This is a genomic window from Serinicoccus kebangsaanensis (assembly GCF_008919445.1).
Classification (GTDB): Bacteria; Actinomycetota; Actinomycetes; order Actinomycetales; family Dermatophilaceae; genus Ornithinicoccus; species Ornithinicoccus kebangsaanensis.
Map to the genome: position 1 here is coordinate 379,897 of NZ_VSLG01000002.1, position 22,234 is coordinate 402,130.

Below are 22,234 nucleotides of genomic sequence, written 5' to 3' on the forward strand. Positions count from 1 at the left end.
CGGACGGCAGTGCCGCTCGGGACAGGTTCCACGGTTACCCCTCGCTCGATACCCGCGCCCCGTCGTGCAGCTCGACCACCTGGTCCGCGCGGCCCATGAGGATCGGGTCGTGCGTGGAGACCACCGAGGCGATGCCGCGCTCGTGCGTCAGCTGCACCAGCAGGTCCATGATCATCGCGCCGGTGTCCGAGTCCAGCTGCCCGGTCGGCTCGTCGGCGATGAGGATGTCGGGGTCGCTGACCAGCGCCCGCGCGATCCCGACCCGCTGCTGCTGGCCGCCGGAGAGCTCGTAGGGCCGTTGCCTGCTGTGCCGTGCCAGCCCGACGAGCTCCAGCGCCTCCTCGACGCGACGGTTCCGCTCGGCCACCGGGGTCTTCTGCAGGCGGAGCGGCACCTCGACGTTCTCGGCCGCCGACAGCACCGGGACCAGCCCGAAGCTCTGGAAGACGTAGCCGATCCGCTCGCGCCGCACCGCGAGCACGTCCTTCTCCGCGAGCTCGGAGAGCACCCTGCCGTCGTCCAGCAGCACGCTCCCGTCGGTCGGCCGGTCCAGGCCGCCGAGCAGGTTGAGCAGGGTCGTCTTGCCCGACCCCGAGGGCCCGCGCACCACGGTCAGTCGCCCGGCGGGGACGTCCAGGCTCACCCCGGCGAGCGCGTGCACCTCACCGGCGCCGGTGCCGAACCTCCGGTGCAGGTCACGTCCGCTGAGCACGGTCGCGGGGGCACGGCTCCCCGCCTCGCCCCGGTATGCCGTCGGCTCGCTCATCACCGCTCCTCTCCCTGGGTGCCGGTCCGGTCGGTGGTGGCCCGGCCGGTGGCGTGCTCCTCGTCGTCCGGCCACACCTGCACGTGGCTGGCCTCGGCCTCCAGCCGCACCCGGTCGCGCAGCCCCAGCTCCTCGACGTGCGCCTTGGGCAGCTGGATCCGCCCGGCCCGGTCGATGACGGTGTACTCCCGCGCGACGTGCTGCTGCTCACCCGACTCGTCGGTCACGACATACCGCAGCACCTCGGTCGAGGTGCGGCCGTCCCGGATCGCGACGGTGCGCCGCACGTGGTCGGACACGGAGGGGTCGTGCGTCACCACCAGCACCGTCGTCCCCAGCTCGCCGGCCGAGGTGCGCATGGCCTCCAGCACCTGGGCCGAGGCGGTGTCGTCCAGCTCACCGGTGGGCTCGTCGGCGAGCAGCACCGCGGGGGAGTTGGCCAGGGCGGTGGCGATCGCGACGCGCTGCTGCTGGCCACCGGACAGCTCGCTGGGCCTGCGGGTGGCGCAGTCGCCGATGTCGAGCAGGTCGAGCAGCTCGGTCACCCGGCGGGCGCGTTCGGCGCGGCCGGAGATGACCATCGGCAGGGCGACGTTCTCCGCGGCGGTGAGGAAGGGGAGCAGGTTGCGCGACGTCTGCTGCCACACGAACCCCACGGTGTGCCGCTGGTAGTCCACCCGCTGGGCCCGGGTCATCGCCAGCAGGTCCACGCCCGCGACCCGGGCGCGGCCGCCCGTGGGCCGGTCCAGGCCGGAGAGGATCCCGAGCAGCGTCGACTTCCCCGACCCGCTCGCGCCCACCAGCGCGACGACGTCGCCCGGGTCGACGACGAGGTTGAGGCCCTGCAGCGCCTGGACCTCGACGCCCTCGGTCGAGTAGATCCGGACCAGGTCCTCGCACCAGATCTCCCCACGCCCCGACCGGGCAGGGGTTGCGGGGTCCCCGACGGCCTGTCCGGTCGGGGGTGGGTGGTCCCCGAAGGCCTGTCCGGTCGGATGTGGAGTGCTCATCTTTCCTCCCCGACGCGCAGTGCCTGCGCGAGGTTGGTGCGTCCGGCGAGCCAGGCGCTGGTGGTGACGGCGATGACGACGGTGAGGACCACCGCGCCGAGCACCGTGCCCAGCAGCGGAAGGTCCAGGGACAGGGTGGGTTGGGTGCTCCCGCCGGTCAGCCCGGTGAGGTCGAGCCCGCGCAGCAGCACCCAGGGCACGCCCAGCCCGAGCGCAGCACCCACGACGATGGACGTGATCAGCAGCGGGGCCAGCTCCCAGGCCGTGAGCGCCCGGGTCTGCCTCGAGGCCAGCCCCAGGGTGCGCAGGGTGGCGAGCAGCTTGGTGCGGGCGGTGGAGCCCATGAGCTGCACCACGACCACGGCGAGCACGGTGAGCACCCCGGAGACGACGGTGGCCCCGACGAAGAGCTGTCGCAGCCCTGCCGTGACGGGGGCGTCCGCGAAGGCGTCCAGCCGGGTGGTGACGGTCGTGACCACCCCGCCGGTGCCCACGAGGTCGGTCACGGCGTCGGCCACGGCCTGCGGGTCGGTGCCCTCGGACACCCCGATCAGCGTGGTGCTCACCCTCGGCAGGCTGCCACCCGCGGCGACCCAGCGCTCGCCGTCGACGAGCACCCCGGCCCCGGTCACGAGGATCCCGGGCAGCTGCTCCCGGTGCCCGACCACCTCGACGGCGCCCAGGCGGGAGACCTCGACGTCGCCGGACCAGCTCTCCTGCGGCACCATCTCGCCCGCGCCGCGCAGAGTGACGACGGAGGGTATGCCGTCGTCGTCCCAGAACGCGGGCGGCAGGTCGGGGACCGGCGCGGACAGGGCATACACCTGCTCCACCTGCGGCTCGGCCACCCAGACGCGGATCGCCTCCCGCTCGCCGTCGACCAGCAGGTCCCGGGTCGCCCCGGTGTCCGCGACCCCGCCCACGGCCGCGACCCCGTCGATCTGCTCGATCTCGGCGCGCAGCTCGTCGGTGAGCACCGGCCCGCTGAGGCGGACCGCCGCACCGTTGCCCTCCCAGGCGGCGACCTCGGCGCCGCGCGTCACCGTGGACAGCAGCACCGCACTGATGAGGGCGATCGCGGTGCCGAGGACGACCGCCAGCGCCGGCACCAGGCCGCCGGCCGGGTCGCGGAGCGCCCGGGACGCCCCGAGGAAGGGGGTGAGCGTGGATCGTCCGCGCAGCGCCGAGGCGAGCAGGCCGAGCGGCAGGGGGTAGAGGCGGAGGGTGACCACGCACGCGGCCAGCGCGAGCAGCACCGGGGTCGCAGCCACCAGGACGTCGATGCCGGTCTGCGCCGCGTCGTCCCCGCGTGCCCCGCGGTCCAGCAGGCGCCACGTCGCCACCCCCGCCAGCGCCACGACGGCCACCTCGACCACCCAGCGCCAGCGGCTGGCGCTGCGCGCCGACAGGTCGCTGCGGTGCTGCAGCAGGGAGGCGTCGTCCACCGAGGCCGCGAGCGCGACCGAGGGGACCAGCGCGACCGCCGCCGTCGCGACCCACTGCCACCAGGGTGTCGGGCCGGGCACGAGGAGCATCGCGGCGACGTGCCCCAGCGCGGCGGCGGGCACCCCGAGGAGGAGGCCCTCGGCGGCGATCAGACCGCGCAGCTGGCCGGGCGAGGCACCGCGCGCCAGCGTCATCGCCAGGGCCTGCCGACGTCGGTGCACGACCAGCCGGGCGGCGAGCGAGGCCACCGCCACCGCCACCCCGAGCGGCCCGGCGGCCACCACCGCCAGCAGCGAGGAGGTGGCGCGCTGCTGGCTGATGATGCGCCCCAGCGCCTCGGTGAGCTCGGTGGTGAACAGCGGGACCTGCGCGGTCTGCGTGTCCACCATCTGCTGCGCGGTCGCCACGGTGTGCTGCTCGGCCAGGAAGCCGTTGACCTGGGAGCGGAGCGCCTCGACCTGCCCGGTGCTGCCGGTGATGGTGTCCGGCAGGACGGGGAACCACATCCGCATCCGGGCCGACGCCGGAGGCCCGAGGCTGCCGCGGTTCTCCGGCGCCAGGAAGGCGGTGGCGTAGGCGCTCTCCCCGAGGTTGGGGTCGTAGAGCGTGCCCATGGTGGCGCCGTTGTCGACGTGCTGCCAGCGCGGGTCGTCGGGGTCGGTCGGGGTGTAGGTGCCCGCCACGACCAGGCCCTCGACGACGTCGCCCACGTCCAGCAGCAGCTCCTCCGCCGTCGAGTCCAGGATCATGACCGGCACCGGCACGTCCTCGCGGTCGGCGGGCGGGCTGCCCAGCGGGCCGTACTCCGGCGGGCCGACCACCAGCTCGGGCCAGTCCCCGTCGACGAGGTCGACGTGCTCGGTCAGGTCGGGGTCCACGGCCACGCTCAGCGTGGCCTCGTAGTAGCCCGACTCCACGGGCGGGGCATACGCGATGTCGTCGGCGAGCCGGACGAGGAACTGGGCCGGCCCGAGCGTGGTGCGCAACGGCTCGGGCTGCGCGGCGCGGATCTGCTCGGCTCCGTCCACCAGGGGCGCCCACCCGTCGGTCGACGGGTCCCCGGTCAGGTCCTCCGCCGACCCGAAGATGACGGTGCGCTGCCAGTCGCCCCGCAGGTCGCGCTGCGCGGCGGACAGCGAGTCGATCTCCTGCACGAGCTGCCGCGACTGGACGTCGACGAGCCCCCGCGGCACCACGGTCAGCAGCAGCGCGACCGTGCCGATGAGCAGCGCGAGGCCGAGCGAGACCCAGGGGTCGGCGGCGAACTGGCGGCCGGCCAGGTCGGCCGCGCGCACCCGGTGGGGTATGCCGTGGCGCGGGCTCACCGGATCTCCTCCCGGTACTCCCGGTCCAGGGCCTGGACGCGGACGCGCGACCCGAGCAGACCGGCCAGCAGCGCCGTGCCCGCGGCGGTGACCGCCACAACCGCACCCCACGGCGCGGCCTCCAGCCGGAGGGCGGCCGGCAGCTGCAGCCGTCCGGGCTGGGTGGTGGACGAGGCCAGCTCCGGGACGACCGCCTGCCCGACCAGCCACCCCGCGAGCAGCCCGAAGGCGATCGCCGCCGCCACCACGCCGACCAGCTCCATCGCCCGCGAGCGGGACTGCAGGGCCGGCGGCATACCCAGGGCGCGGAGCACCGCGACCTCGGCACGGCGTGACGACAGCTGGGTCGCGGCGACCGCGGCGATCCCGGTCAGCGCCAGCAGCACGGCACCGGCGGACGCGACCCAGAAGACGAGCCGGGCGGCGCTGGTGGCGTCGGTGACCGAGATCCCGCCGGGTCCGGTGACCGCCCGCAGGTCGTCCCGGGCGGTCAGCGCGTCCACGGCCGACTCCGCGTCCCCGGACGGGACCGCCCAGACCTGCGTCGGCCAGGTGAGGCTGCGCTGCCGCTCGGCGAGCACCCGCGAGACGGCGCGGGAGTCGGCGAGCGCCGCCGTCTCCCCCCGCTGACCGGGGAGGGCGGTGACGATCTCACCGACCACCGCCGGCACGGTCGTGCCGACCAGCCGCAAGGTCACCGGGTCGCCGACGTCCAGTGCCGCCGCGGCGGCGACCTGCGTGGTCAGCGCCACCGGCACGGTGCCGGCGCTCGCGTCCTCCTCGTCCTCCTCGGCCGGGGCCGTCGGGTCCTGGCCCAGCAGCGGATCGGTGCGGTAGGTCGCGCCGGGCGACACGACGACCTCGATCGTGCCCAGCCGCACGTCCGGCGCCTGCAGGTGCCACGTGGGTGCGGAGGTGTCGAGCCAGGGCGGGACGTAGACCTCGTTGCTGTCCACGAAGGTCGAGAAGACCGGGACACCCTCGCCCACGTAGCGCTGGTCGACCTCGATCCCGGTCTCGAAGGTGGGGTCCTCGACCGCCTCGGCGTCGGCCAGCAGCGGCGCCACCTGCTCGGGGTCCATCGCGGCGGCGCTGCCCCAGCCCGCTGCGTCGCCGAGCAGCTCCTCGCCGTCCGCGGACAGGGTCAGGTCGACGTCCAGGGTGGTCGAGCCGAAGCCGGAGAGGAGATCCAGCGGCACGCCGGGCTGCGACTCCGGCGAGGCCAGGGTCACCGCGCGGATCCGGTGCTCGCGTCCCTCCGGCAGCACGAAGCGCAGGCTCGCGGTCGTGCGGGCCTCGGTCGAGGTGAGGTCGCTCAGCGTCTCCGGGTCGTAGGCGAGCTGCGGGCCGTCGGCCTGGACCGGCTCGGCGGTGACGGACGAGGTCATGCCGGTGGCGACGTCCTCCACGAGCAGGGTCAGCTGGATCTCGAGCGGCGCCGCGGCGACGGCGACCTCCTCGGCCAGGGCACGCGCGATGCCCTCCCGCGAGGCGTCGACGGGGAGCTCGCCCTCGCCCTCGGAGCCGGGCTCCGGGTCCCAGCCCGCCTCCGCGAGCTCCTCGACGATCTCCCGCTGCGTCTCGGCGAAGCCGTCCAGCCGGGCCAGCTCCCAGGCGTCCACGTCGCGCTCGACGACGAGGTCGGCACTCAGCTCGGTCGCACCGTCGGGTATGCCGATGGCCGCGTCGCCCTGCGGCTCCCCGTCGGCGTCGAGGACCTGGGCCAGGCCGGGCGGGACGAGACCGCCCGGTATGCCCGCGGGCACGTTGGCGACCTGGTCGAGCCCTCCGGGCGCGCCGGTGGGCGCGAGGGTGAGCGGGACCTCGACGTCACCGACCCGGGCGTCCGGCTCGAGCCAGACGAGCGCGGCGGCACCGACCCCCGGCAGCTCGGTGAGGTCGGGCGGTGGCTCCGGCACCCGACCCGGCTCCACGGTGGCGGGCGGTCGCACCAGGTCTGCCCGCAGCGGTGCCCCCTCGCCGACCGTGGCGAGGTCGTCGCGCAGCTGCGCGCTGGTGCCGGAGTAGAGCGCCGCCAGGGTGGTGGAGCCCACGGCGAGGACGGTGAGGACCACCGGCACGGCATACACCTGGAGCCGGCGGCTCACCTGCGCGGAGGACAGGTGCGTCGCGGTGGACCGCGCCCGCCGGGTGAGCAGCTCCACGCCCCGGCTGAGCGGCCCCAGCAGGGCGACGGCGACCACCGCGGCGGCGGCGAGCAGCATGGCGGGCGCGGCCCCGGCCACCAGGTCGGTGCCCAGGGTGCCGTCCGCGGCGCGGGTGAGGGGTGACCCGGCCCGACGCAGCTGCCACCAGCTCAGGGCCGCGGCGCTGAGCACCAGGACGAGCGTGGCCACCGCGGTCGCGGCACGGGCCCGCCCGGAGCGGTCGGTGACGGCCTGGCCGCCGGCGAGACGCCGTGCCTGCAGCCAGGCGATCGCCGCGAGCGCCAGGCCCACGCCGAGCAGGGTCAGCGCACCGGCGACGACGATGCGGGTCGCGGCACCCTCGCTGCCGGGGACCAGCTGCAGCCCGGCCCAGGCCAGGGTGGTCCCGGTGAGGGCGCCCACCACGGTGACGGCGAGCGACTCGACGAGGGTGCTGAGCAGCAGCTGCCGGCGGGTGGCGCCGCGGGCGACGAGCAGCTGCGCCTGCGGCTCCCGGGTGGTCGCCAGCAGCCGCGCGAGCTGCACCACCGCGAGCACCGTCACCAGGACGAGCACGGAGAGCGGCACGACGCCGAGGGAGCGGGCGGTGGCGAGGTTGACGGCGGCCTGCCCGGCGGTGGGGGCGAGGTCGCCCTCGACCTGCACGCCGCGCACGGTCAGCCCCTCCACCTCGCGCAGCTGCGCGCGCAGCGTCTCGGCGCCGGTGGCCAGGACGCGCAGGTCGTCGGGCGTGATCGCGTCGGTGTCCGGTCGCACCGGCCAGCGGACGAACGGGGCGCCGACCTGCTGCGCGAGCGCCTCGTCCACCACGACCGGGCCGAGGGTCGACTCCTCGTCGGTCACGCCGGTGCGCACCAGCGGGTCGCCGAACCAGAAGGCGTCCTCGGGGTCGACCGGTTGCCAGGTCCCGGTGATCTCGAGGGCGCGGTCGGCCACCACGAGCACGTCGCCCGGCGCCAGGCCCCAGGTCTGGGCCGCGCCGACGTGCAGCGCCGCCGGTGCCGGGGCGTCCGGCGAGCCGTCGGGCGCCATGGCGCCGGGCCAGGTGCCGTCGACCAGTGTCACCAGGTCGGCCGGGGGCGCCTCGCCGGGTGCGAGCTCCGGTCCGCCGGTGACGACCAGCTCGCCGTCGAGGGGCTGCCCGTCGTGCTCGACCGGCCGGGGCTCGCTGACCACCAGCCGGCCGATGCTCACCGGTGCCGGGGCGAAGGCGTCGCTGATCGTGCTGCGGGCGAGCTGGTCCTGGCGCTGCGGGTCCTCGGCGAGACGGGTCTGCACCTGGACCCCGCTCTCGGTGGGCTCGCCCTGGCTCAGCGCGGCGCGGGCGGCGCTGCTCGCGGCGGCGGCGGAGTAGCCGACCGTGCCCGCGATGATCGAGGTGGTGACGGTGACGAGCGCGAGCAGCGTCAGCAGCAGTCCCCAGGAGGCGCGGGCGCGTGCTGCCGCGAACTCCTGCCAGGACGTCATACGGCGGACCCTAGGCAACCCGGCGACGACACACCCGTCCCCGGCCACCCACCGTGACCAGATCGTGATGCCGTCGCCATGACGTCCCAACGCGCGAGCACCCTGTCGAGGTTGGGCGGACCGGCACGCCGCGGGAGCCGGCACCCAACCCGCGGGGGCGCCTGGCGCGTTCCAGGAGGAGAATCAGGTCGGGCGACGTCGAGGAGGAGGAGTATGCCGGGACCCACCGGCGACGACTACGTCGCCTTCGTCACCGCCCGGCAGGGGCCGCTGCTGCGCGCCGCCTACCTCATCTGCGGCGACGAGCACCTGGCGCACGACCTGCTCCAGGACGCGCTGATCAAGCTGGCGAGCCGGTGGGAGCGGTTGCGGGACGAGGCGCCGGAGGCCTACGTGCGCCGGATCCTCTACCGCGACGCGATCTCGCGCTGGCGCCGCACCCGGCGGGAGCGCCTGGTCGACCAGCACGACCCCGGCGGGGAGCTCGCGCGGCTGCGCACGCGGGAGCCGGTCGAGGGCTGGGTCGAGGGGGCGCACGTGCGGCAGGCGCTGCTGCTGCTGCCGCCGCGGCAGCGGGCGGTGGTCGTGCTGCGCTACTACGAGGACCTGTCCGAGGCGGACATCGCCACCACGCTCGGCATCTCCCGCGGCACCGTGAAGAGCCAGGCCAGCGACGCGATGACGACGCTGCGCGGGTTGCTGCCCGAGGTCGAGGGATGGGTGCCGCGGATCGTGCGCGGCGAGGAGAGGGGGACCGCGTGAGGAGCCAGGACCTGCCGCGGCTCCTCCGGGAGGCGGGGGACGAGGCGGCCGAGCCGGACCTGGCCCGGTCCACGTGGGAGCGGGGTCGGCGATCGCGTCGCCGACGGCTCGTGCTCACCGGGACGACCGGCCTCGCAGCGCTCGCCCTGGGGGTCACCGCCCTCACCCTGTCCCGGCCCGACCTGCCCGGTGCCGAACCGGCCGGCCGCGGGGGCGCCGCCGTGGGTGGAGCGGCCATCGAGCTGCCGGTGGACGGCGCGACGACGGACCCGGGCGGGCAGGCCGAGCGGGTCTGGCGGACGCTCTACACCGCCTGCCTGGAGGACCTCGACTACGAGGTCGCCGGTGTCTCCGACGACGGCGGGCTCGCCGCGACCAAGCTCGGCGTCCAGGCCGGGGAGCGCGACCGCGACCTGCGGCGCTGCCGGGCCGAGCTGGTGCTGGACTCCCCGGTCACGCTGGCCGCCTCGGAAGAGCCTGCGGAGGGTCCGTGGCCCGCCACCGGCGAGTTCCCGGCCGAGACGAGCAGCTACGGCATGGACCAGTCGATGCGGGTGGTGCTGACGGCGCGCTACCACGAATACTTCATCGCCAACGCGTGCCTGCAGGAGGCCGACCTGCCGACGTCGGTCCTGCCCCCGGCCGAGGACTTCATCCACGAGCTGGCCCGCGAGCAGCTCCCGGCCTGGCATCCCTACCTCGAGGCCGCCGAGCAGGGCCGCTACGCCGACGCCCGCGCCGCCTGCCCCCTCACCCCCTGACCCCCCATCCCCACCGGGCGTCGCTTGTGGTTGCCTCTGTCCCCACCGGGCGTCGCTTGTGGTTGCCTCTGTCCCCACCGGGCGTCGCTTGTGGTTGCCCTGGGGCATACCGGGCGTCGCCTGTGGTTGCCGCTGCCGGAATTCGACCTCTCGAATCGTCGCCATGGCGAACAATCCAGTAGTCGAATTCGGGGGGAGGGGGGCGGGCCACCACACGGGCCTCACCGGCCCCAACGGCGCCGGCCTCGTCGACGCCAAGTCCCGCGGGGGTCAACCCTTCCTGCGCCAGCCTCGTCGACGCCAGGCCCCGCCGGGGTCAGCCCTCCCGCTGGTCCACGATGCGCCGCGCCTTGCCCACCGACCGCTCCACGCCGCCTTCGGCCAGCACTACCACCTGCGCCGTCGTGCCGATCCGGTCCTTGACCTGCCTGGACAGGTCACCGGCGAGGCGGTCCCGCTCCTCGCTGCCCAGGCCGGGCTCACCCTCGACGTTGATCGTCAGCTGGTCCATCCGGCCCGGTCGGGTCAGCACGCACTGGAAGTGCGGCGTCAGCCCGGGCGTGGCGAGGACGAGCTCCTCGATCTGGGTGGGGAAGACGTTGACCCCGCGGACGATCATCAGGTCGTCGCTGCGACCGGTGATCTTGGCGAGCCGGCGCATACCTGGCCGTGCCGTGCCGGGGAGCAACCGGGTGAGGTCGCGCGTGCGGTAGCGGAGCACCGGCATCGCCTCCCGTGTCAGCGCGGTGAGCACGAGCTCGCCCTCCTCGCCGTCGGGCAGCGGCTCCTCCGTGATCGGGTCGATGACTTCGGGATAGAAGTGGTCCTCCCACAGGGTCAGGCCGTCCTTGGTCTCGACGCACTCCTGGGCGACGCCCGGCCCCATCATCTCGGAGAGTCCGAAGATGTCGGTGGCGTGCATCTGGCACCGCTGCTCGATCTCGGCGCGCATCGCCTCGGTCCACGGCTCGGCCCCGAAGACCCCGATCTGCAGCGAGGTGTCGGCCGGGTCGATGCCCTGCTCGGTCATGGCGTCGACCAGGGAGAGGAAGTATGACGGGGTCACCATGATCACGCGCGGGCCGAAGTCGGTGATGAGCTGGATCTGCTTCTCGGTCTGCCCTCCGCTCATCGGCACCACGGTGCAGCCGAGCCTCTCGGCTCCGTAGTGCGCGCCCAGGCCACCGGTGAACAGGCCGTAGCCGTAGGCCACGTGCACGAGGTCGCCGGGCCGTGTGCCCGCGGCGCGGAGCGAGCGCGCCACCAGCCCGGCCCAGGTGTCGACGTCGCCCTGCGTGTAGCCGACGACGGTCGGGCGGCCGGTGGTGCCGGAGCTCGCGTGCACCCGGACGCACTGCTCCCGGGGGACGGCGAACATGCCGAAGGGGTAGTGCTCGCGCAGGTCGGCCTTGGTCGTGAACGGGATGTGCCGGAGATCCTCCAGGCTGGTGATGTCCTCGGGGGCGATGCCCCGCCCGTCCAGCTGGCGTCGGTAGTGATCGACCCCGTCGTAGGCACGGCGGACGCACCGCTGGAGCCGCTCGAGCTGGGCCTCGCGCAGCCGGTCGACGGACCAGGTCTCGGCCTCGTCGTGCAGGTCGGGGCGGGAGTCGATCTCGGGCAGCGGCGCCATGACCGCAGGCTACGCCGTGACCCCTTCCATGCACACCGGGCGTCGCGCGTGGTTGCCCCTCAGCCCACCGGGCGTCGCTTGTGGTTGCCCCTCAGCCGACCGGGCGTCGCCCATGGCCGCCCTGGTCGGCCGCGCGGAGGTCCTGCACGAGTCGCGGGACCCGCCACCGGGTCACCTCGCGGTGCCAGGTGGTCGGTGGGTAGGCCAGGCGCACGACGAAGTAGTTGACGTACTCCAGGACGGCGAAGACCCAGACGCCCAGGGTCAGCACCACCGGCCCGGGGCCGTCGGCGCCGCGCACCAGGATCATCAGCAGCCCCAGCGCCAGCAGCAGCGGGTCGAGCACGCGGAAGGCGCGGTATGCCCTCGCCCACCCGGTCGGCATCGTGCCGGTCCTGACCCAGGACCGCGCGAGCAACCAGTAGGTGCCGGCCTGGACAAGGACGAGGACCAGCGGGCCGAGCGCCCACCACAGGGTCACGCGGGCGTCGCTGCTCCAGCGCGGCCCCAGCACTGACCAGGCGAGCACGACGAAGACCCCGGCCGCGACGAGCTCCCCCAGACCGAGGGAGAGGTAGCGCCGACGCAACGCCTTTCGCCGCTCCGGCCCGAGCGCTCCTCCCGACGTCACCCGCTGCCGCCGGTCAGGAGGACTGGCGCACGGTCCGGGAGTGACCGCGGAACTCGGCGACGACGGCATTGTCGGTGGCCCGGCATACCGTGACGTCCGTGATGCCGCTGCGGCCGTAGGTGACGCGCTCCACCGCCGTGGCGACGAGGACGTCGTCGAGCCGGGAGGGGAGGAGATAGGTGATCTCGCCGCTCGCCGCGACGGTGGTGCGGCCGGTCGCGTTGCAGGCCAGGGCGAAGGTCGAGTCGGCGAGGGTGAAGACGTAGCCGCCGTGGGCGATGTCGTGGCCGTTGACCATCGCCTCGGTGATCGTCATCCGGGTGCGGGCGCGGCCGCGCCGTCGGCCTTGCTCGGAGGTCTCGACGGCGAGGTCGAGGAGCTCGATGCCGAGCGCCGCGGACGCCTTGTCCTGGTCCCACATCCGCCGGACGTGGGTGAGATCGGTGTCGCTCACAGTGCCTCGCTCGGTCGGTAGCGCCCGCCCGGGTAGAGCCGGTCGAGCTGGTCGATCTGGGCACGCACGGTGTCGGCCCCGATCTGGGCCAGCCACTCGAACGGCCCGCGCGGGTAGTTGGTGCCCAGCTTCATCGCGGTGTCCACATCGTCGGCGGTGGCCTCGCCGCGGTGCACGAGGTCCACCCCCTCGTTGACCAGCATGGCGAGGGTGCGGGCGACGGGGTCGGTCTGCAGCGGACCACCCACGAGGGCCTGCACCTGATGCTCGTCGGGCCGGGCGTCGACGGGCCGGCCGTCGGCATACTCGAAGACGCCGCGGCCGCTCTTGCGCCCGAGCCTGCCCTCGCGCACGAGGTCGCGCTGCCAGTCGGTCGGGGCGTAGCGCGGGTCCTCGCCGGTCTGGCGCCAGACCGACTCGCCGACGGCGAGGTTGACGTCCTGCCCGATGAGGTCGGTGAGCTCGAAGGGGCCCATCCGGAAGCCGGCGCCGCGCAGGGCCCCGTCGATGGTCGCCGGGTCGGCGAGCCCCTCGGCGAGCATCCGCTGGGCCTCGCCGTAGAACGGCCGGGCGACCCGGTTCACGATGAAGCCAGGGGTGGAGGTGCACCGCACCGGGGTCTTGCCCCAGCGGCGCATCAGCTCCGCGGCGGCGTCCAGGACTCCCTCGCCGGAGCCGTCTCCGGTGATCACCTCGACGAGCTTCATCAGCGGCGGCGGGTTGAAGAAGTGCAGCCCGATGACCCGCTCCGGCCGCGCCATCGGCGGGGACGTCCCCCCGTGGAGCGCGGCGTCGTGGCCCGTGCTCGCCTGTCCCACGATGTCGTCGATCGACAGCGAGGAGGTGTTGGTGGCCAGGACGGTGCTGGCCGGCTGGGCACTCTCCAGCTGGCGGAAGAGGGCGCGCTTGACGTCCAGGTGCTCGACGACGGCCTCGACGACCAGGTCGACCGGGGGGATCGTGGTCATGTCGGTGGTGGTGTGCGGCCTGATCCGCTCCAGCGTGTCGTCCGCGTCCTCGCGGGTGACCTTGCCCTTCGCGACCAGCTTGTCGAAGATCTGCCGCAGCGTGGCCAGCGCCTTGTCCGCGGCGTCCGGCTGGGCGTCGACCAGCACCACCGGGTGCCCCGCCTGGGCCGCGACCTGCGCGATCCCTGCCCCCATCGCCCCGGCGCCGATGACGGCGACGGTCGTCCCGGCAGCGGGACCGAGCAGGGGAGGTGGCGTCGACGGCTCTGGCATGGGTCCACCTTGGCACGAGCGGCCCGCCGCCGACGACGGTGTCGGGGGAGGGTGCATCGGCATACTGGGCGCATGGGCATGAACATGGGGCTGGTGTATGCCGAGGGCGCGAAGCTCGAGGATCTCGCCGCGGTGGGGCTGCGACCGACCGGGGCGCGGACGAGGCGATCGTCTCGACCGACCCGGAGACCGTCGTCGCGCGTTAGGTCGGAGACTGGCTCGTGCTGGTCGGCCCGCTCCTGCTGATCGCGACCGAGGACGAGATGCTCGCGCGCTCGCTCGGGCGTCGGGTGGTCGCCGCGATGTTCGGCAGCACGGGCGACACCTACTCCTTCGCGGTGTGCGAGCCGGACGGGACACGGCGACACCTCGTCGACTCGATGGGGCGGCGCGAGGTGGACGACGGCGAGGCGCTCCCGCAGGAGGAGGGCGTCGAGCTGCTCACCGAGGACACGACGCAGGCACTCCTGGCGGGCGTGACGGGGGTCGACGTCTGGGCCCACGTCGTCGAGCAGGACTGGGAGGTCCTCGAGAGCGAGGGGGACCCGAGTGCCGCCGAGCCCGGCACAGGGGCATACCCGGGGGTCGCGGAGCCGACCCACGACACCGGTCAGCGGACTGCGGAGCCGCCCCCGCGCAAGGGCTTCTTCGCCCGCCTCCTCGGCCGCTGAGCAGGGGCTCGCGCCCAGGTCTTGACTCTCACACCGTGTCAGGATCTGGAGTGGGATCGCCATGTTGAGTATCGGAGAGTTCGCCAGGCTGGCCGGGGTGTCGGTGCGCATGCTGCGTCACTACGACCAGCTCGATCTGCTGCGCCCGCGGCAGGTCGACCCGCACAGCGGTTACCGCTCGTATGCCGCCGCCCAGCTCGCCCGCGCCAACCAGCTCATCGGCCTGAAGGACCTCGGGTTCACGCTCGAGCAGGTCGGTGTGCTGCTGGACGGCGAGCTGAGCGAGGCAGAGGTCGTGGCCCTGATGCGGGCCCGGCGCGACGCGCTGCGTGCGCAGATCGAGACGGACGAGCACCGGCTCGCGACCGTCGAGGCGCGGCTCCGATCGATCGAGAAGGAGAATCCGATGTCAGAGTTCGTCGAGACCCCGCTGCCCGAGCTCGTGCTCGTGCAGCAGTCCGTCCGGATCGAGGAGATGTCGCAGGTCGAGGAGGCCATGAGCGGGATGTTCCAGCAGGTGAACCACCTGCTCGGGGACACGCCGCTGCGTGGACCCGGCGTCGCGACCTACACCGCGGACGGGGACGGCATGATCGCGGCCGCCGCGGAGCAGATCGGTGATGCGCCGACCCCGGACGGCCTGGAGTCGGCCACGGTCGCCGCGGAGCCGCGCGCCCTCACCGTCCGCTACTCCGGCCCCGACCTCTCGGGCATACAGCAGGCCTGGCAGGGTCTGGTGGCCGAGGTCGAGGCGCGGGGCCTTACCCCGCGCGGCACGTGCCGCGAGGTGTATGACGTCACGCCCTTCGACGGCGGCGGCGCCGGGTGGTCGGTGGACCTGCAGCAGCCCGTCGCCTAGCCGCCCCCCACCCTCAGTTCTGGACATAGGAATCTGGGGCCCAGTCCCCAGATTCCTATGTCCAGAACGGTATGCCGCAGGGCCTGTGGACAACCTCGGACCCGACCCCCGCGGTCCGGTGATGCTGGGCGCAGGGCGGAAGACCTCGACCCGACCGTCGCGGTGCGACCACCGCACCTCGACCGCCGAGGCTACGGCGAGCTCAGCCGGCGCGAGCGTCGCTCCCGCTCGCGGTCGCGCGTGGCCTGGCGGGCGGCGGTCGCCGACGAGCTCGCCGAGAGACACTCCGGGGTGGCCCGACGGAAGGACCTGCACCGTGCCGGCCTGACCACCGACGACATCCGGGCCGAGGTCGAGCGAGGCGTCTGGCACCGGGGTGGGTGTCACACGATCGTCGTGCACGGCACCCAGCCCGAGGGTGAGGGCCTGATGTGGCGCGCCCTGTGGGAGTCGACCTCGCGCTCGTACCTCGACGGTGTGGCGGCGCTGGTGACCGCCGGCCTGCAGAACTTCACCCCCCACGTCATCGATGTCAGTGTCCCGAACAACGTGCTCGCCCGTGAGGTCGACGGTGTGCGCCTGCACCGGGTGAGGGACCTCGGACCGACGATCACGCCGGGCCTGCGACGCACCCGTCCAGAGGTGGCGGTCATCCGTGCGGCCCAGTGGGCGAGGTCGGACCGGGAAGCCGCGACGGTCCTGGCGATGACCGTGCAGCAGCGAGTGGTGCGGCCGGAGGCGGTGCTCGACCGGTGGAGCAGGGTGATCGCGTCCCCACGGCGGACGATCCTCGACGCCGTCATCGCCGACGTGTGCGACGGTGCCCATTCCCTGAACGAGCTGGACTTCGCTGCCCTCTGCCGCGCACGAGGCCTTCCCGAGCCGACACGGCAGGCGGTGCGGCAGGGTCGCAACGGGCGGGTCTACCTCGACGTGCTCTTCGAGGGCGTCGGTCTGCACGTCGAGATCCATGGCGCACATCACATGCAGGGGGTCACCGGGATCGACGATGCCTTGCGCGGCAACGACATACAGCTCAACGACCCGGACGTCGTGACCCTGGTCATCCCAGTGCTGGGGCTGCGGCTGCAGCCCGGGGCCTTCCTCGACCAGGTCGAGCGCGCGTTCCGGGTCGCCCGCGCCCGCCACGGTCGCTGACCCGACGTTCTGGACATAGGTTCGTGGGAGACGGGTCCCAGAAACCTAGGTCCAGAACGGGAGGGGGAGCGGGACGCAACCGCTCGGGTATGCCCTGTGCGCGGGCGGGCTGAGCGTCGTTACCCTGAGGAGCATGGCGACCACGGCGACGACGCACCCCCTGCTCGAGACCCACCAGGAGACCCTCGACGCGGCGACGCGGGCGCTGCGGGAGCGCAGCTTCTACAGCCGGTACCCCGAGTCGCCCAGCCCCCGCGTCTACGGCGAGGGGTCGTCCGAGCGCGGCCAGCTGGCCCACCAGGAGACGCTCAACAAGGATTTCGAGGGGCTCGCCGAGCAGCCCACCACCGGCCTCCAGGTCGGCTCCGAGCAGAGCCCCTACGGCCCCACCCTGGGCGTCCGCTACCCCCAGCTGGACGTGGACGCCGCGATGGAGGCGGCGCAGCAGGCCCTCCCCGCCTGGCGCGACGCCGGGCCGGAGGTCCGCGCCGCGGTCCTCACCGAGGTCGTCGAGCGGATCAACGCCCGCAGCCACGAGATGGCGCACGCGGTCATGCACACCTCGGGGCAGCCCTTCGTCATGTCCTTCCAGGCCGGCGGCCCGCACGCGCAGGACCGCGCGCTCGAGGCGGTCGTCGTCGCGCTCGAGGAGCAGCGTCGCATCCCCGGCTCGGTGACCTGGGAGAAGCCGGCCAAGGGCGACCCGATCCGGATGCAGAAGGACTACCGCCTGGTGCCGCGCGGCGTCGCGCTGGTCATCGGCTGCAACACCTTCCCGACGTGGAACGCCTACCCGGGCATCTTCGCCAGCCTGGCCACCGGCAACCCGGTCGTCATCAAGCCGCACCCCCGTGCCGTGCTCCCGCTGGCGCTCACCGTGCAGATCGCCCGGGAGACCCTCGCCGACGCGGGCTTCGACCCGGCTCTGGTCCAGCTCGCCGCCGAGGACGACGGCGGCACCCTCGCCAAGGACCTGGCCCTGCACCCCGCCGTGAAGATCATCGACTACACCGGCGGGCCTGGCTTCGGCCGCTGGCTGGAGACCGAGGCCGCGGGCCAGGGCAAGCTGGTCTACACCGAGAAGGCCGGCCTCAACACCGTCGTCGTCGACTCCACGAACGACCTCAAGGGCATGCTCGGCAACCTCGCCTTCTCCTTCTCCCTCTACTCCGGCCAGATGTGCACCGCCCCGCAGAACGTCTACGTGCCCGCCACCGTGCGCACCGACGAGGGGGAGATGTCCGCCGCCGAGTTCGCCGGCAAGCTCGGCGAGGCGATCAGCGCCTTCACCGCCGACGACGCCAAGGCGGTGGAGATCCTCGGGGCGACGGTCAACGACGACGTGCGCGGCCGCGCGACCGACATCCACGGTCTGGCCGAGCGCCTCGGCGGTGACGTGGTGCTCGACAGCCGCGCGGTCGGACACCCGACCTACCCCGACGCCGTGGTGCGCACCCCCGCCCTGGTCGGCGTGGACGCCGCCAACGACGCGGCATACACGCAGGAGTGCTTCGGCCCGGTCGCCTTCGTCGTGCGCACCGAGGACACCGCTGACTCGCTGCAGCGCTTCGCGCGGACCGTCGCCGAGCACGGCGGCATGACGGCCGCGGTCTACTCCACCGACGAGCAGGTCCTGGAGGACGCGCGCGAGGCCGCCGCGGACGCCGGTGTCGCCCTCTCCGAGAACCTCACCGGCCAGATCTTCGTCAACCAGACGGCCGCCTTCTCCGACTTCCACGGCACGGGCGCCAACCCGGCCGCCAACGCCGCCTACGCGGATGCCGCGTTCGTGGCCAACAGATTCCGGGTGATCACCAGCCGGCGCCACGTCTGAGGCCCGAGAGGTATGCCTTCGGCCGAGCAGCCCGGTCCCGCGCAGCGCGAGGGCGGGCAGGTGACCCGGGTCGCCCCCGAGGACGAGGTCGAGCCGGCCGCGATCCGGCTCCGGGCGGTCGCCGACGGGGTCGTCGCCCTCGCCGGACTGTCCGGACTGCGCGGCCGGGACCCCGAGACCGCCGTGTCGGCGGTGGCCGCGGCGGTGGAAGAGGCCTTCGCCGCGGGCCGCCACCGGGTGGAGGCCGAGGTGCACGCCGACGACACCCAGGCCCGCCGGGTGCTGCAGCGCGCAGGGCTGCGGCCGGAAGGGGTCAGCCGGGGCCGGGGGAGCACCGCCGAGGGCGCACCCGTCGACCTGCTCCGGCTGGCGCGGCTGGCCGACGACCCGGCCCCGGGTGAGCCCGGCGCCTTCCTCGGCATGCTCAACGCCACGCTCCCGAAGAAGCGGGTCATCGCCCAGGGGCTGGTCCGCGACGACCAGGGGCGCATCCTGCTGTGCGAGCTGACCTACAAGCGGGAGTGGGACCTGCCCGGCGGGGTGGTCGACCCCGACGAGTCGCCGCGGGCGACGCTGCGCCGTGAGCTGGAAGAGGAGATCGGCGCCGACCTGACGGTGGGCGACCTGTTGGCGGTCAACTGGCTGCCCCGCTACCGCCAGTGGGAGGACGCGCTGCTGCTCGTCTTCGACCTCGGGGTGCACCCGGACATCACCGACGGCGCCGAGCTGCAGGCCAGCGAGATCCGCGCGGTCCACTGGGTCGCCCCGGACCGGGTCGGCGACCACGTCGCCCCGTATGTCGCGCGTCACCTGACCTCGCTCGTCCAGGACGGGGCACGGGGCGTGGGCACCCTGCTGGAGGACGGCATACCGCCGCAGCCGTGATCGCTGGCAGGATGCGGGCATGACCTCCCGTGCCGTCCAGACCGCCCGCACCACGACCGCCGTCCGAGAGGCCGGGGACCCGGCCGCGCCGACCGTCGTGCTCATCCACGGCAACGTCTCGTCCTCGGCCTTCTTCACCGACCTCATCGACGAGCTCGCCACCGACCGCCACGTGCTCGCCCCGGACTTCCGTGGCTATGGCGACTCCGCCCGGGCCACGATCGACGCCACCCGTGGCGTGGCTGACCTGTCCGACGACGTCGCTGCGCTGCTGGACACGCTCGGCGTCGAGGGCGCGGTCGACGTGCTCGGCTGGTCGGCCGGTGGCAACGTCGCCCTGCAGCTCGCGATGGACCACCCGCACCGGGTGCGCCGGCTGGTGCTGGAGGCGCCGGGCAGCCCGTTCGGCTTCGGCGGGAGCACCGGGGAGGACGGTCGTCCGGTGGCGGACGACTTCGCCGGCAGCGGCGGCGGCACCGCCAACCCGCAGTTCTGCGAGGCGCTGAAGGCCGGTGACCGCGGGGAGGAGCCGACCAGCCCGCGCACGACCCTGCGGGCGTTCTACGTCGCGCCCGGGTTCAGCTTCGCGCCCGAGGTGGAGGAGGCATACCTCGACTCGATGCTGGCGACCTCGGTGGGCGACGACGTCTATCCGGGCGACACCACGACGAGCGAGAACTGGCCGGGCGTCGCGCCGGGGACGACCGGGATGAACAACGCGCTGTCGCCGAAGTATCTGGACCAGTCCGGCTTCGCCGCGCTCGACCCGGTGCCGCCCGTGCTGTGGATCCGCGGCGACGCCGACCAGATCGTCTCCGACACCTCGATGTTCGACCTGGCCCAGCTGGGCAAGCTCGGTGCGGTGCCCGGCTACCCGGGCGAGGAGGTCTGCCCGACCCAGCCGATGGTGTCCCAGATGCGGGCCGTGCTGGAGCGGGCGGGCGGCTTCACCGAGGTCGTCTACGAGGGCTGCGGCCACAGCCCGCACCTGGAGCAGCCGGAGCGCTTCACCGCCGAGGTGCGCGCCTTCCTGCAGGCCTGAGACCCGACCGGCCGCACGGTTTGCTCCGACCGGCCGCACGCTTTGCGTCGACCGAGCGCGCACTTTGCGCGCAGACCGTGCGGCCGGTGAGCGCATACCGTGCGGCCGGTGCGCGCAGACCGTGCGGTCGGTCAGGAGGTGCTGGGCAGCGGCGTGGGGAGCGCGGCGTCGAGGGCGATCGTGATCATGTCGCCGAAGGTCTGCTCCCGCTCCTGGGCGGTGGTCTCCTCGCCGGTGACGATGTGGTCGGAGACGGTGCAGACCGCCAGCGCCTGCCGGCCGTGCTGCGCGGCCAGGGTGTAGATCTCGGCGGCCTCCATCTCGACCGCCACGACGCCGTACTCCACGACCTTCTGGGTGAGCTCGGGGCGGGAGTGGTAGAAGCTGTCGGAGGAGAACACCGTGCCGACCAGGTGCGGAGCGTCGGCGGCCTCGGCCGCCTCGACGGCCGCCCGCAACAGGGCGAAGTCGGCGGTCGCGGGGTAGTGGTAGCCGCCGAAGCGTAGGGAGTTCATCGAGCTGTCCGTCGCGGCCGCCTGCGCCAGGACCACGTCGCGCACCTGGAGCCGCTCGGTGAGCGCCCCGCACGAGCCGACGCGGATGAGCTGCTGGACGGCATACTCGCTGATCAGCTCGTTGACGTAGATCGACGCCGACGGCTGCCCCATCCCGGTGCCCTGGACGCTGACCTGCTCGCCGCGGTAGGTGCCGGTGAAGCCGAGCATGCCGCGGACCTCGGTGTAGCACACGGCGTCCTCGAGGAAGTTCTCCGCGATCCACCGCGCCCGCAGCGGGTCGCCGGGCAGGAGGACTCGGGGGGCGATCTGGCCGGGCTCGGCGGCGATGTGGGTGCTCACCGCTCCAGGGTATGCGCTGGCCCACCTGCCGTCTCATCGTCCTCTCATCCGCCGCTCATCCCCCTCTCCTGCGCGGTGGCTTGACTCTCGAGGACGCGGAGAGAGGGCAGGTCGTGATGGCGTCAGGGTGGACGAGGAGGTGGCGGCGGCTGCGCGGCCGCGTCCGGAGGCCGGCCGACCCGGTGCGTGCGCGGCACCGGCTGGCGCTCGCGGTGGCCTCCGAGGTGGAGCGGGCCGAGCCGGCGCTGCCACGGTCGCACCTGCCCCGGCTCTTCCGCGCCGACGGCACGGTGGTCAGGCGCGGGACGCTCGACACGCGGCACGCCAGCCTGCTCCCGGGTGGCGACCGGGGAGAGGCGGCGGCCGCGCCGGCCGCTCAGCACCGCGCGCGGGTCGCGGCCGATGCGCTCGTGCTGGCGAAGTTCGACCTCGGGCGGGTGGTGAAGTTCCGCGCCGTCTATCCGGCGCAGGACCTGACGCTCGCGGTCCGTGGGGCACTATCCGGAGGCGCTCGGCGCTCGGTCAAGGCGCACGAGGTCGTGTCCGTCGTCGACCCCGACCTCATCCCTCCGCTCGTCGCCCACGGCACGGTCGGGCGGCACGAGTACCTGGTCGAGCGCTGGGTCGACGGCACCCCGCTCAGCGGTCGGCAGGCGCTGGCCGACGTGGTGCCCGAGCTCGCCGCCCGGCTGCGTCGGGTCCACGAGTCCTTCGGCGTCTCCGCCTCCGACATCGCGACCTGGCGGCAGGGGTCGTTCGCGCAGCGGTGGGCCGCCGTGTCGGCGACCGAGCTGCTCCCGGACGACCTCGCCGAGCCGGTGCGGCGCCTGCTCGCCGACCCGCACCAGGCGTGGTCCGTCTCGTGGTGCCACGGGGACCTCGCGGCGTCAAACATCCTGTCCACGCCCACCGGCCACGTCCTCGTCGACTGGGAGACCTCCGGTGCGGCTCCGGTCATGCTGGACGCCGCCAAGCTGCATCTCTTCTCGACCGACCCGGAGCGGACGGCCCGTGACCTGCTGGCCGCCTGGCCGCCGGGGCCGCCGGGCGCGGCCTCGCCCCCGCGGGAGCAGCTCGTCCTGGCGCACGCCTGGTTCATCAGCGCCTACCCGGCCCGGCGGCTCAAGCTCAGGGGGCATCCGCGCGAGCAGATCTACGAGGGCCAGGTGCGGCGTCAGGTCGAGCTGGTCCGCCAGCTCCTGGCCGGCGACTGAGCCGGGAGGTCGTCGCCGCGGTGGCGGCGGAGGGGACGCTCAGCACGTGG

General features: G+C 74.0%; 18 protein-coding genes. 9 read left to right on the top strand and 9 right to left on the bottom strand.

The window, feature by feature from the left end; genetic code table 11:
* Positions 1-34: 34 nt before the first annotated feature.
* The 4 genes from FXF60_RS03900 to FXF60_RS03915 are packed head-to-tail and all read right to left on the bottom strand — an operon-like array spanning position 35 to position 8,182.
* Positions 35-766 carry an ABC transporter ATP-binding protein gene (locus FXF60_RS03900; protein WP_151523938.1) on the bottom strand — a complete coding sequence of 244 codons (732 nt, stop codon included), beginning with the start codon at positions 764-766 and terminating at the stop codon, positions 35-37.
* Positions 766-1,776 carry an ABC transporter ATP-binding protein gene (locus FXF60_RS03905; protein WP_151523939.1) on the bottom strand — a complete coding sequence of 337 codons (1,011 nt, stop codon included), beginning with the start codon at positions 1,774-1,776 and terminating at the stop codon, positions 766-768. The genes FXF60_RS03900 and FXF60_RS03905 overlap by 1 nt, the downstream gene beginning before the upstream one ends.
* Complete coding sequence (locus FXF60_RS03910; RefSeq protein ID WP_151523940.1) at positions 1,773-4,547, bottom strand: FtsX-like permease family protein; 2,775 nt, start codon at positions 4,545-4,547, stop codon at positions 1,773-1,775. The genes FXF60_RS03905 and FXF60_RS03910 overlap by 4 nt, the downstream gene beginning before the upstream one ends.
* The gene (locus FXF60_RS03915; protein ID WP_151523941.1) at positions 4,544-8,182 is read right to left on the bottom strand and encodes an ABC transporter permease; all 3,639 of its coding nucleotides are present in this window, start codon (positions 8,180-8,182) and stop codon (positions 4,544-4,546) included. The genes FXF60_RS03910 and FXF60_RS03915 overlap by 4 nt, the downstream gene beginning before the upstream one ends.
* A gap of 213 nt (positions 8,183-8,395) precedes the next feature.
* Here FXF60_RS03915 and FXF60_RS03920 point away from each other — a divergent pair, with 213 nt between their 5' ends.
* Complete coding sequence (locus tag FXF60_RS03920; RefSeq protein WP_151523942.1) at positions 8,396-8,944, top strand: SigE family RNA polymerase sigma factor; 549 nt, start codon at positions 8,396-8,398, stop codon at positions 8,942-8,944.
* Positions 8,941-9,705, top strand: a complete 765-nt coding sequence (locus tag FXF60_RS03925) for a hypothetical protein (protein ID WP_151523943.1) — start codon at positions 8,941-8,943, stop codon at positions 9,703-9,705. Before FXF60_RS03920 ends, FXF60_RS03925 begins: the two co-directional genes overlap by 4 nt.
* Positions 9,706-10,021: 316 nt before the next feature.
* Here the strand turns inward: FXF60_RS03925 and paaK are convergent, their stop codons facing one another.
* The 4 genes from paaK to FXF60_RS03945 all read right to left on the bottom strand — a co-directional run bounded on the left by paaK (position 10,022) and on the right by FXF60_RS03945 (position 13,664).
* Positions 10,022-11,338, bottom strand: coding sequence for a phenylacetate--CoA ligase PaaK (gene paaK / locus FXF60_RS03930; RefSeq protein ID WP_151523944.1), 1,317 nt, complete (start codon positions 11,336-11,338; stop codon positions 10,022-10,024).
* 91 nt (positions 11,339-11,429) lie between these two features.
* The gene (locus tag FXF60_RS03935) at positions 11,430-11,969 is read right to left on the bottom strand and encodes a hypothetical protein (protein WP_151523945.1); all 540 of its coding nucleotides are present in this window, start codon (positions 11,967-11,969) and stop codon (positions 11,430-11,432) included.
* A 13-nt stretch (positions 11,970-11,982) separates the two neighbouring features.
* Positions 11,983-12,423 (bottom strand): hydroxyphenylacetyl-CoA thioesterase PaaI, encoded by a 441-nt coding sequence (paaI, locus tag FXF60_RS03940; RefSeq protein ID WP_202879541.1) that lies wholly within the window; start codon positions 12,421-12,423, stop codon positions 11,983-11,985.
* Positions 12,420-13,664, bottom strand: a complete 1,245-nt coding sequence (locus FXF60_RS03945) for a 3-hydroxyacyl-CoA dehydrogenase NAD-binding domain-containing protein (protein WP_238335687.1) — start codon at positions 13,662-13,664, stop codon at positions 12,420-12,422. The genes paaI and FXF60_RS03945 overlap by 4 nt, the downstream gene beginning before the upstream one ends.
* A gap of 221 nt (positions 13,665-13,885) precedes the next feature.
* Here FXF60_RS03945 and FXF60_RS03950 point away from each other — a divergent pair, with 221 nt between their 5' ends.
* The 6 genes from FXF60_RS03950 to FXF60_RS03975 all read left to right on the top strand — a co-directional run bounded on the left by FXF60_RS03950 (position 13,886) and on the right by FXF60_RS03975 (position 20,113).
* On the top strand, positions 13,886-14,335 hold the full coding sequence (locus FXF60_RS03950; RefSeq protein ID WP_151523947.1) for a hypothetical protein: 450 nt from the start codon (positions 13,886-13,888) through the stop codon (positions 14,333-14,335).
* Between the two features lie 61 nt (positions 14,336-14,396).
* A complete protein-coding gene (locus FXF60_RS03955) occupies positions 14,397-15,194 on the top strand; it encodes a MerR family transcriptional regulator (RefSeq protein ID WP_151523948.1) in 798 nt (265 codons plus the stop codon).
* 162 nt (positions 15,195-15,356) lie between these two features.
* Complete coding sequence (locus FXF60_RS03960) at positions 15,357-16,352, top strand: hypothetical protein (RefSeq protein WP_238335688.1); 996 nt, start codon at positions 15,357-15,359, stop codon at positions 16,350-16,352.
* Between the two features lie 133 nt (positions 16,353-16,485).
* Positions 16,486-18,186: a phenylacetic acid degradation protein PaaN gene (gene paaN, locus FXF60_RS03965; RefSeq protein WP_151523949.1), complete on the top strand. Its 1,701-nt coding sequence runs from the start codon at positions 16,486-16,488 to the stop codon at positions 18,184-18,186.
* A gap of 12 nt (positions 18,187-18,198) precedes the next feature.
* Complete coding sequence (locus tag FXF60_RS16750; protein ID WP_238335689.1) at positions 18,199-19,071, top strand: NUDIX hydrolase; 873 nt, start codon at positions 18,199-18,201, stop codon at positions 19,069-19,071.
* Between the two features lie 19 nt (positions 19,072-19,090).
* Positions 19,091-20,113, top strand: coding sequence for an alpha/beta fold hydrolase (locus FXF60_RS03975; protein ID WP_151523950.1), 1,023 nt, complete (start codon positions 19,091-19,093; stop codon positions 20,111-20,113).
* A 131-nt stretch (positions 20,114-20,244) separates the two neighbouring features.
* On the opposite strand, the gene deoD is transcribed toward FXF60_RS03975, so the two are convergent.
* Positions 20,245-20,970: a purine-nucleoside phosphorylase gene (gene deoD, locus FXF60_RS03980; protein ID WP_151523951.1), complete on the bottom strand. Its 726-nt coding sequence runs from the start codon at positions 20,968-20,970 to the stop codon at positions 20,245-20,247.
* A 116-nt stretch (positions 20,971-21,086) separates the two neighbouring features.
* Between deoD and FXF60_RS03985 the strand changes: the two genes are divergently transcribed.
* Positions 21,087-22,184 carry a phosphotransferase gene (locus tag FXF60_RS03985; RefSeq protein ID WP_202879542.1) on the top strand — a complete coding sequence of 366 codons (1,098 nt, stop codon included), beginning with the start codon at positions 21,087-21,089 and terminating at the stop codon, positions 22,182-22,184.
* Positions 22,185-22,234 lie beyond the last annotated feature (50 nt).

Bases quoted from the DNA above. Each gene is read 5' to 3' on its own strand.
- paaK (WP_151523944.1), bottom strand. From the start codon at position 11,338: ATGGCGCCGCTGCCCGAGATCGACTCCCGCCCCGACCTGCACGACGAG.
- FXF60_RS03900 (WP_151523938.1), bottom strand. From the start codon at position 766: ATGAGCGAGCCGACGGCATACCGGGGCGAGGCGGGGAGCCGTGCCCCC.
- FXF60_RS03945 (WP_238335687.1), bottom strand. From the start codon at position 13,664: ATGCCAGAGCCGTCGACGCCACCTCCCCTGCTCGGTCCCGCTGCCGGG.
- FXF60_RS03955 (WP_151523948.1), top strand. From the start codon at position 14,397: ATGTTGAGTATCGGAGAGTTCGCCAGGCTGGCCGGGGTGTCGGTGCGC.
- FXF60_RS03975 (WP_151523950.1), top strand. From the start codon at position 19,091: ATGACCTCCCGTGCCGTCCAGACCGCCCGCACCACGACCGCCGTCCGA.
- FXF60_RS03920 (WP_151523942.1), top strand. From the start codon at position 8,396: ATGCCGGGACCCACCGGCGACGACTACGTCGCCTTCGTCACCGCCCGG.
- paaN (WP_151523949.1), top strand. From the start codon at position 16,486: ATGGCGACCACGGCGACGACGCACCCCCTGCTCGAGACCCACCAGGAG.
- FXF60_RS03985 (WP_202879542.1), top strand. From the start codon at position 21,087: ATGGCGTCAGGGTGGACGAGGAGGTGGCGGCGGCTGCGCGGCCGCGTC.
- FXF60_RS03905 (WP_151523939.1), bottom strand. From the start codon at position 1,776: ATGAGCACTCCACATCCGACCGGACAGGCCTTCGGGGACCACCCACCC.
- FXF60_RS03915 (WP_151523941.1), bottom strand. From the start codon at position 8,182: ATGACGTCCTGGCAGGAGTTCGCGGCAGCACGCGCCCGCGCCTCCTGG.
- FXF60_RS16750 (WP_238335689.1), top strand. From the start codon at position 18,199: ATGCCTTCGGCCGAGCAGCCCGGTCCCGCGCAGCGCGAGGGCGGGCAG.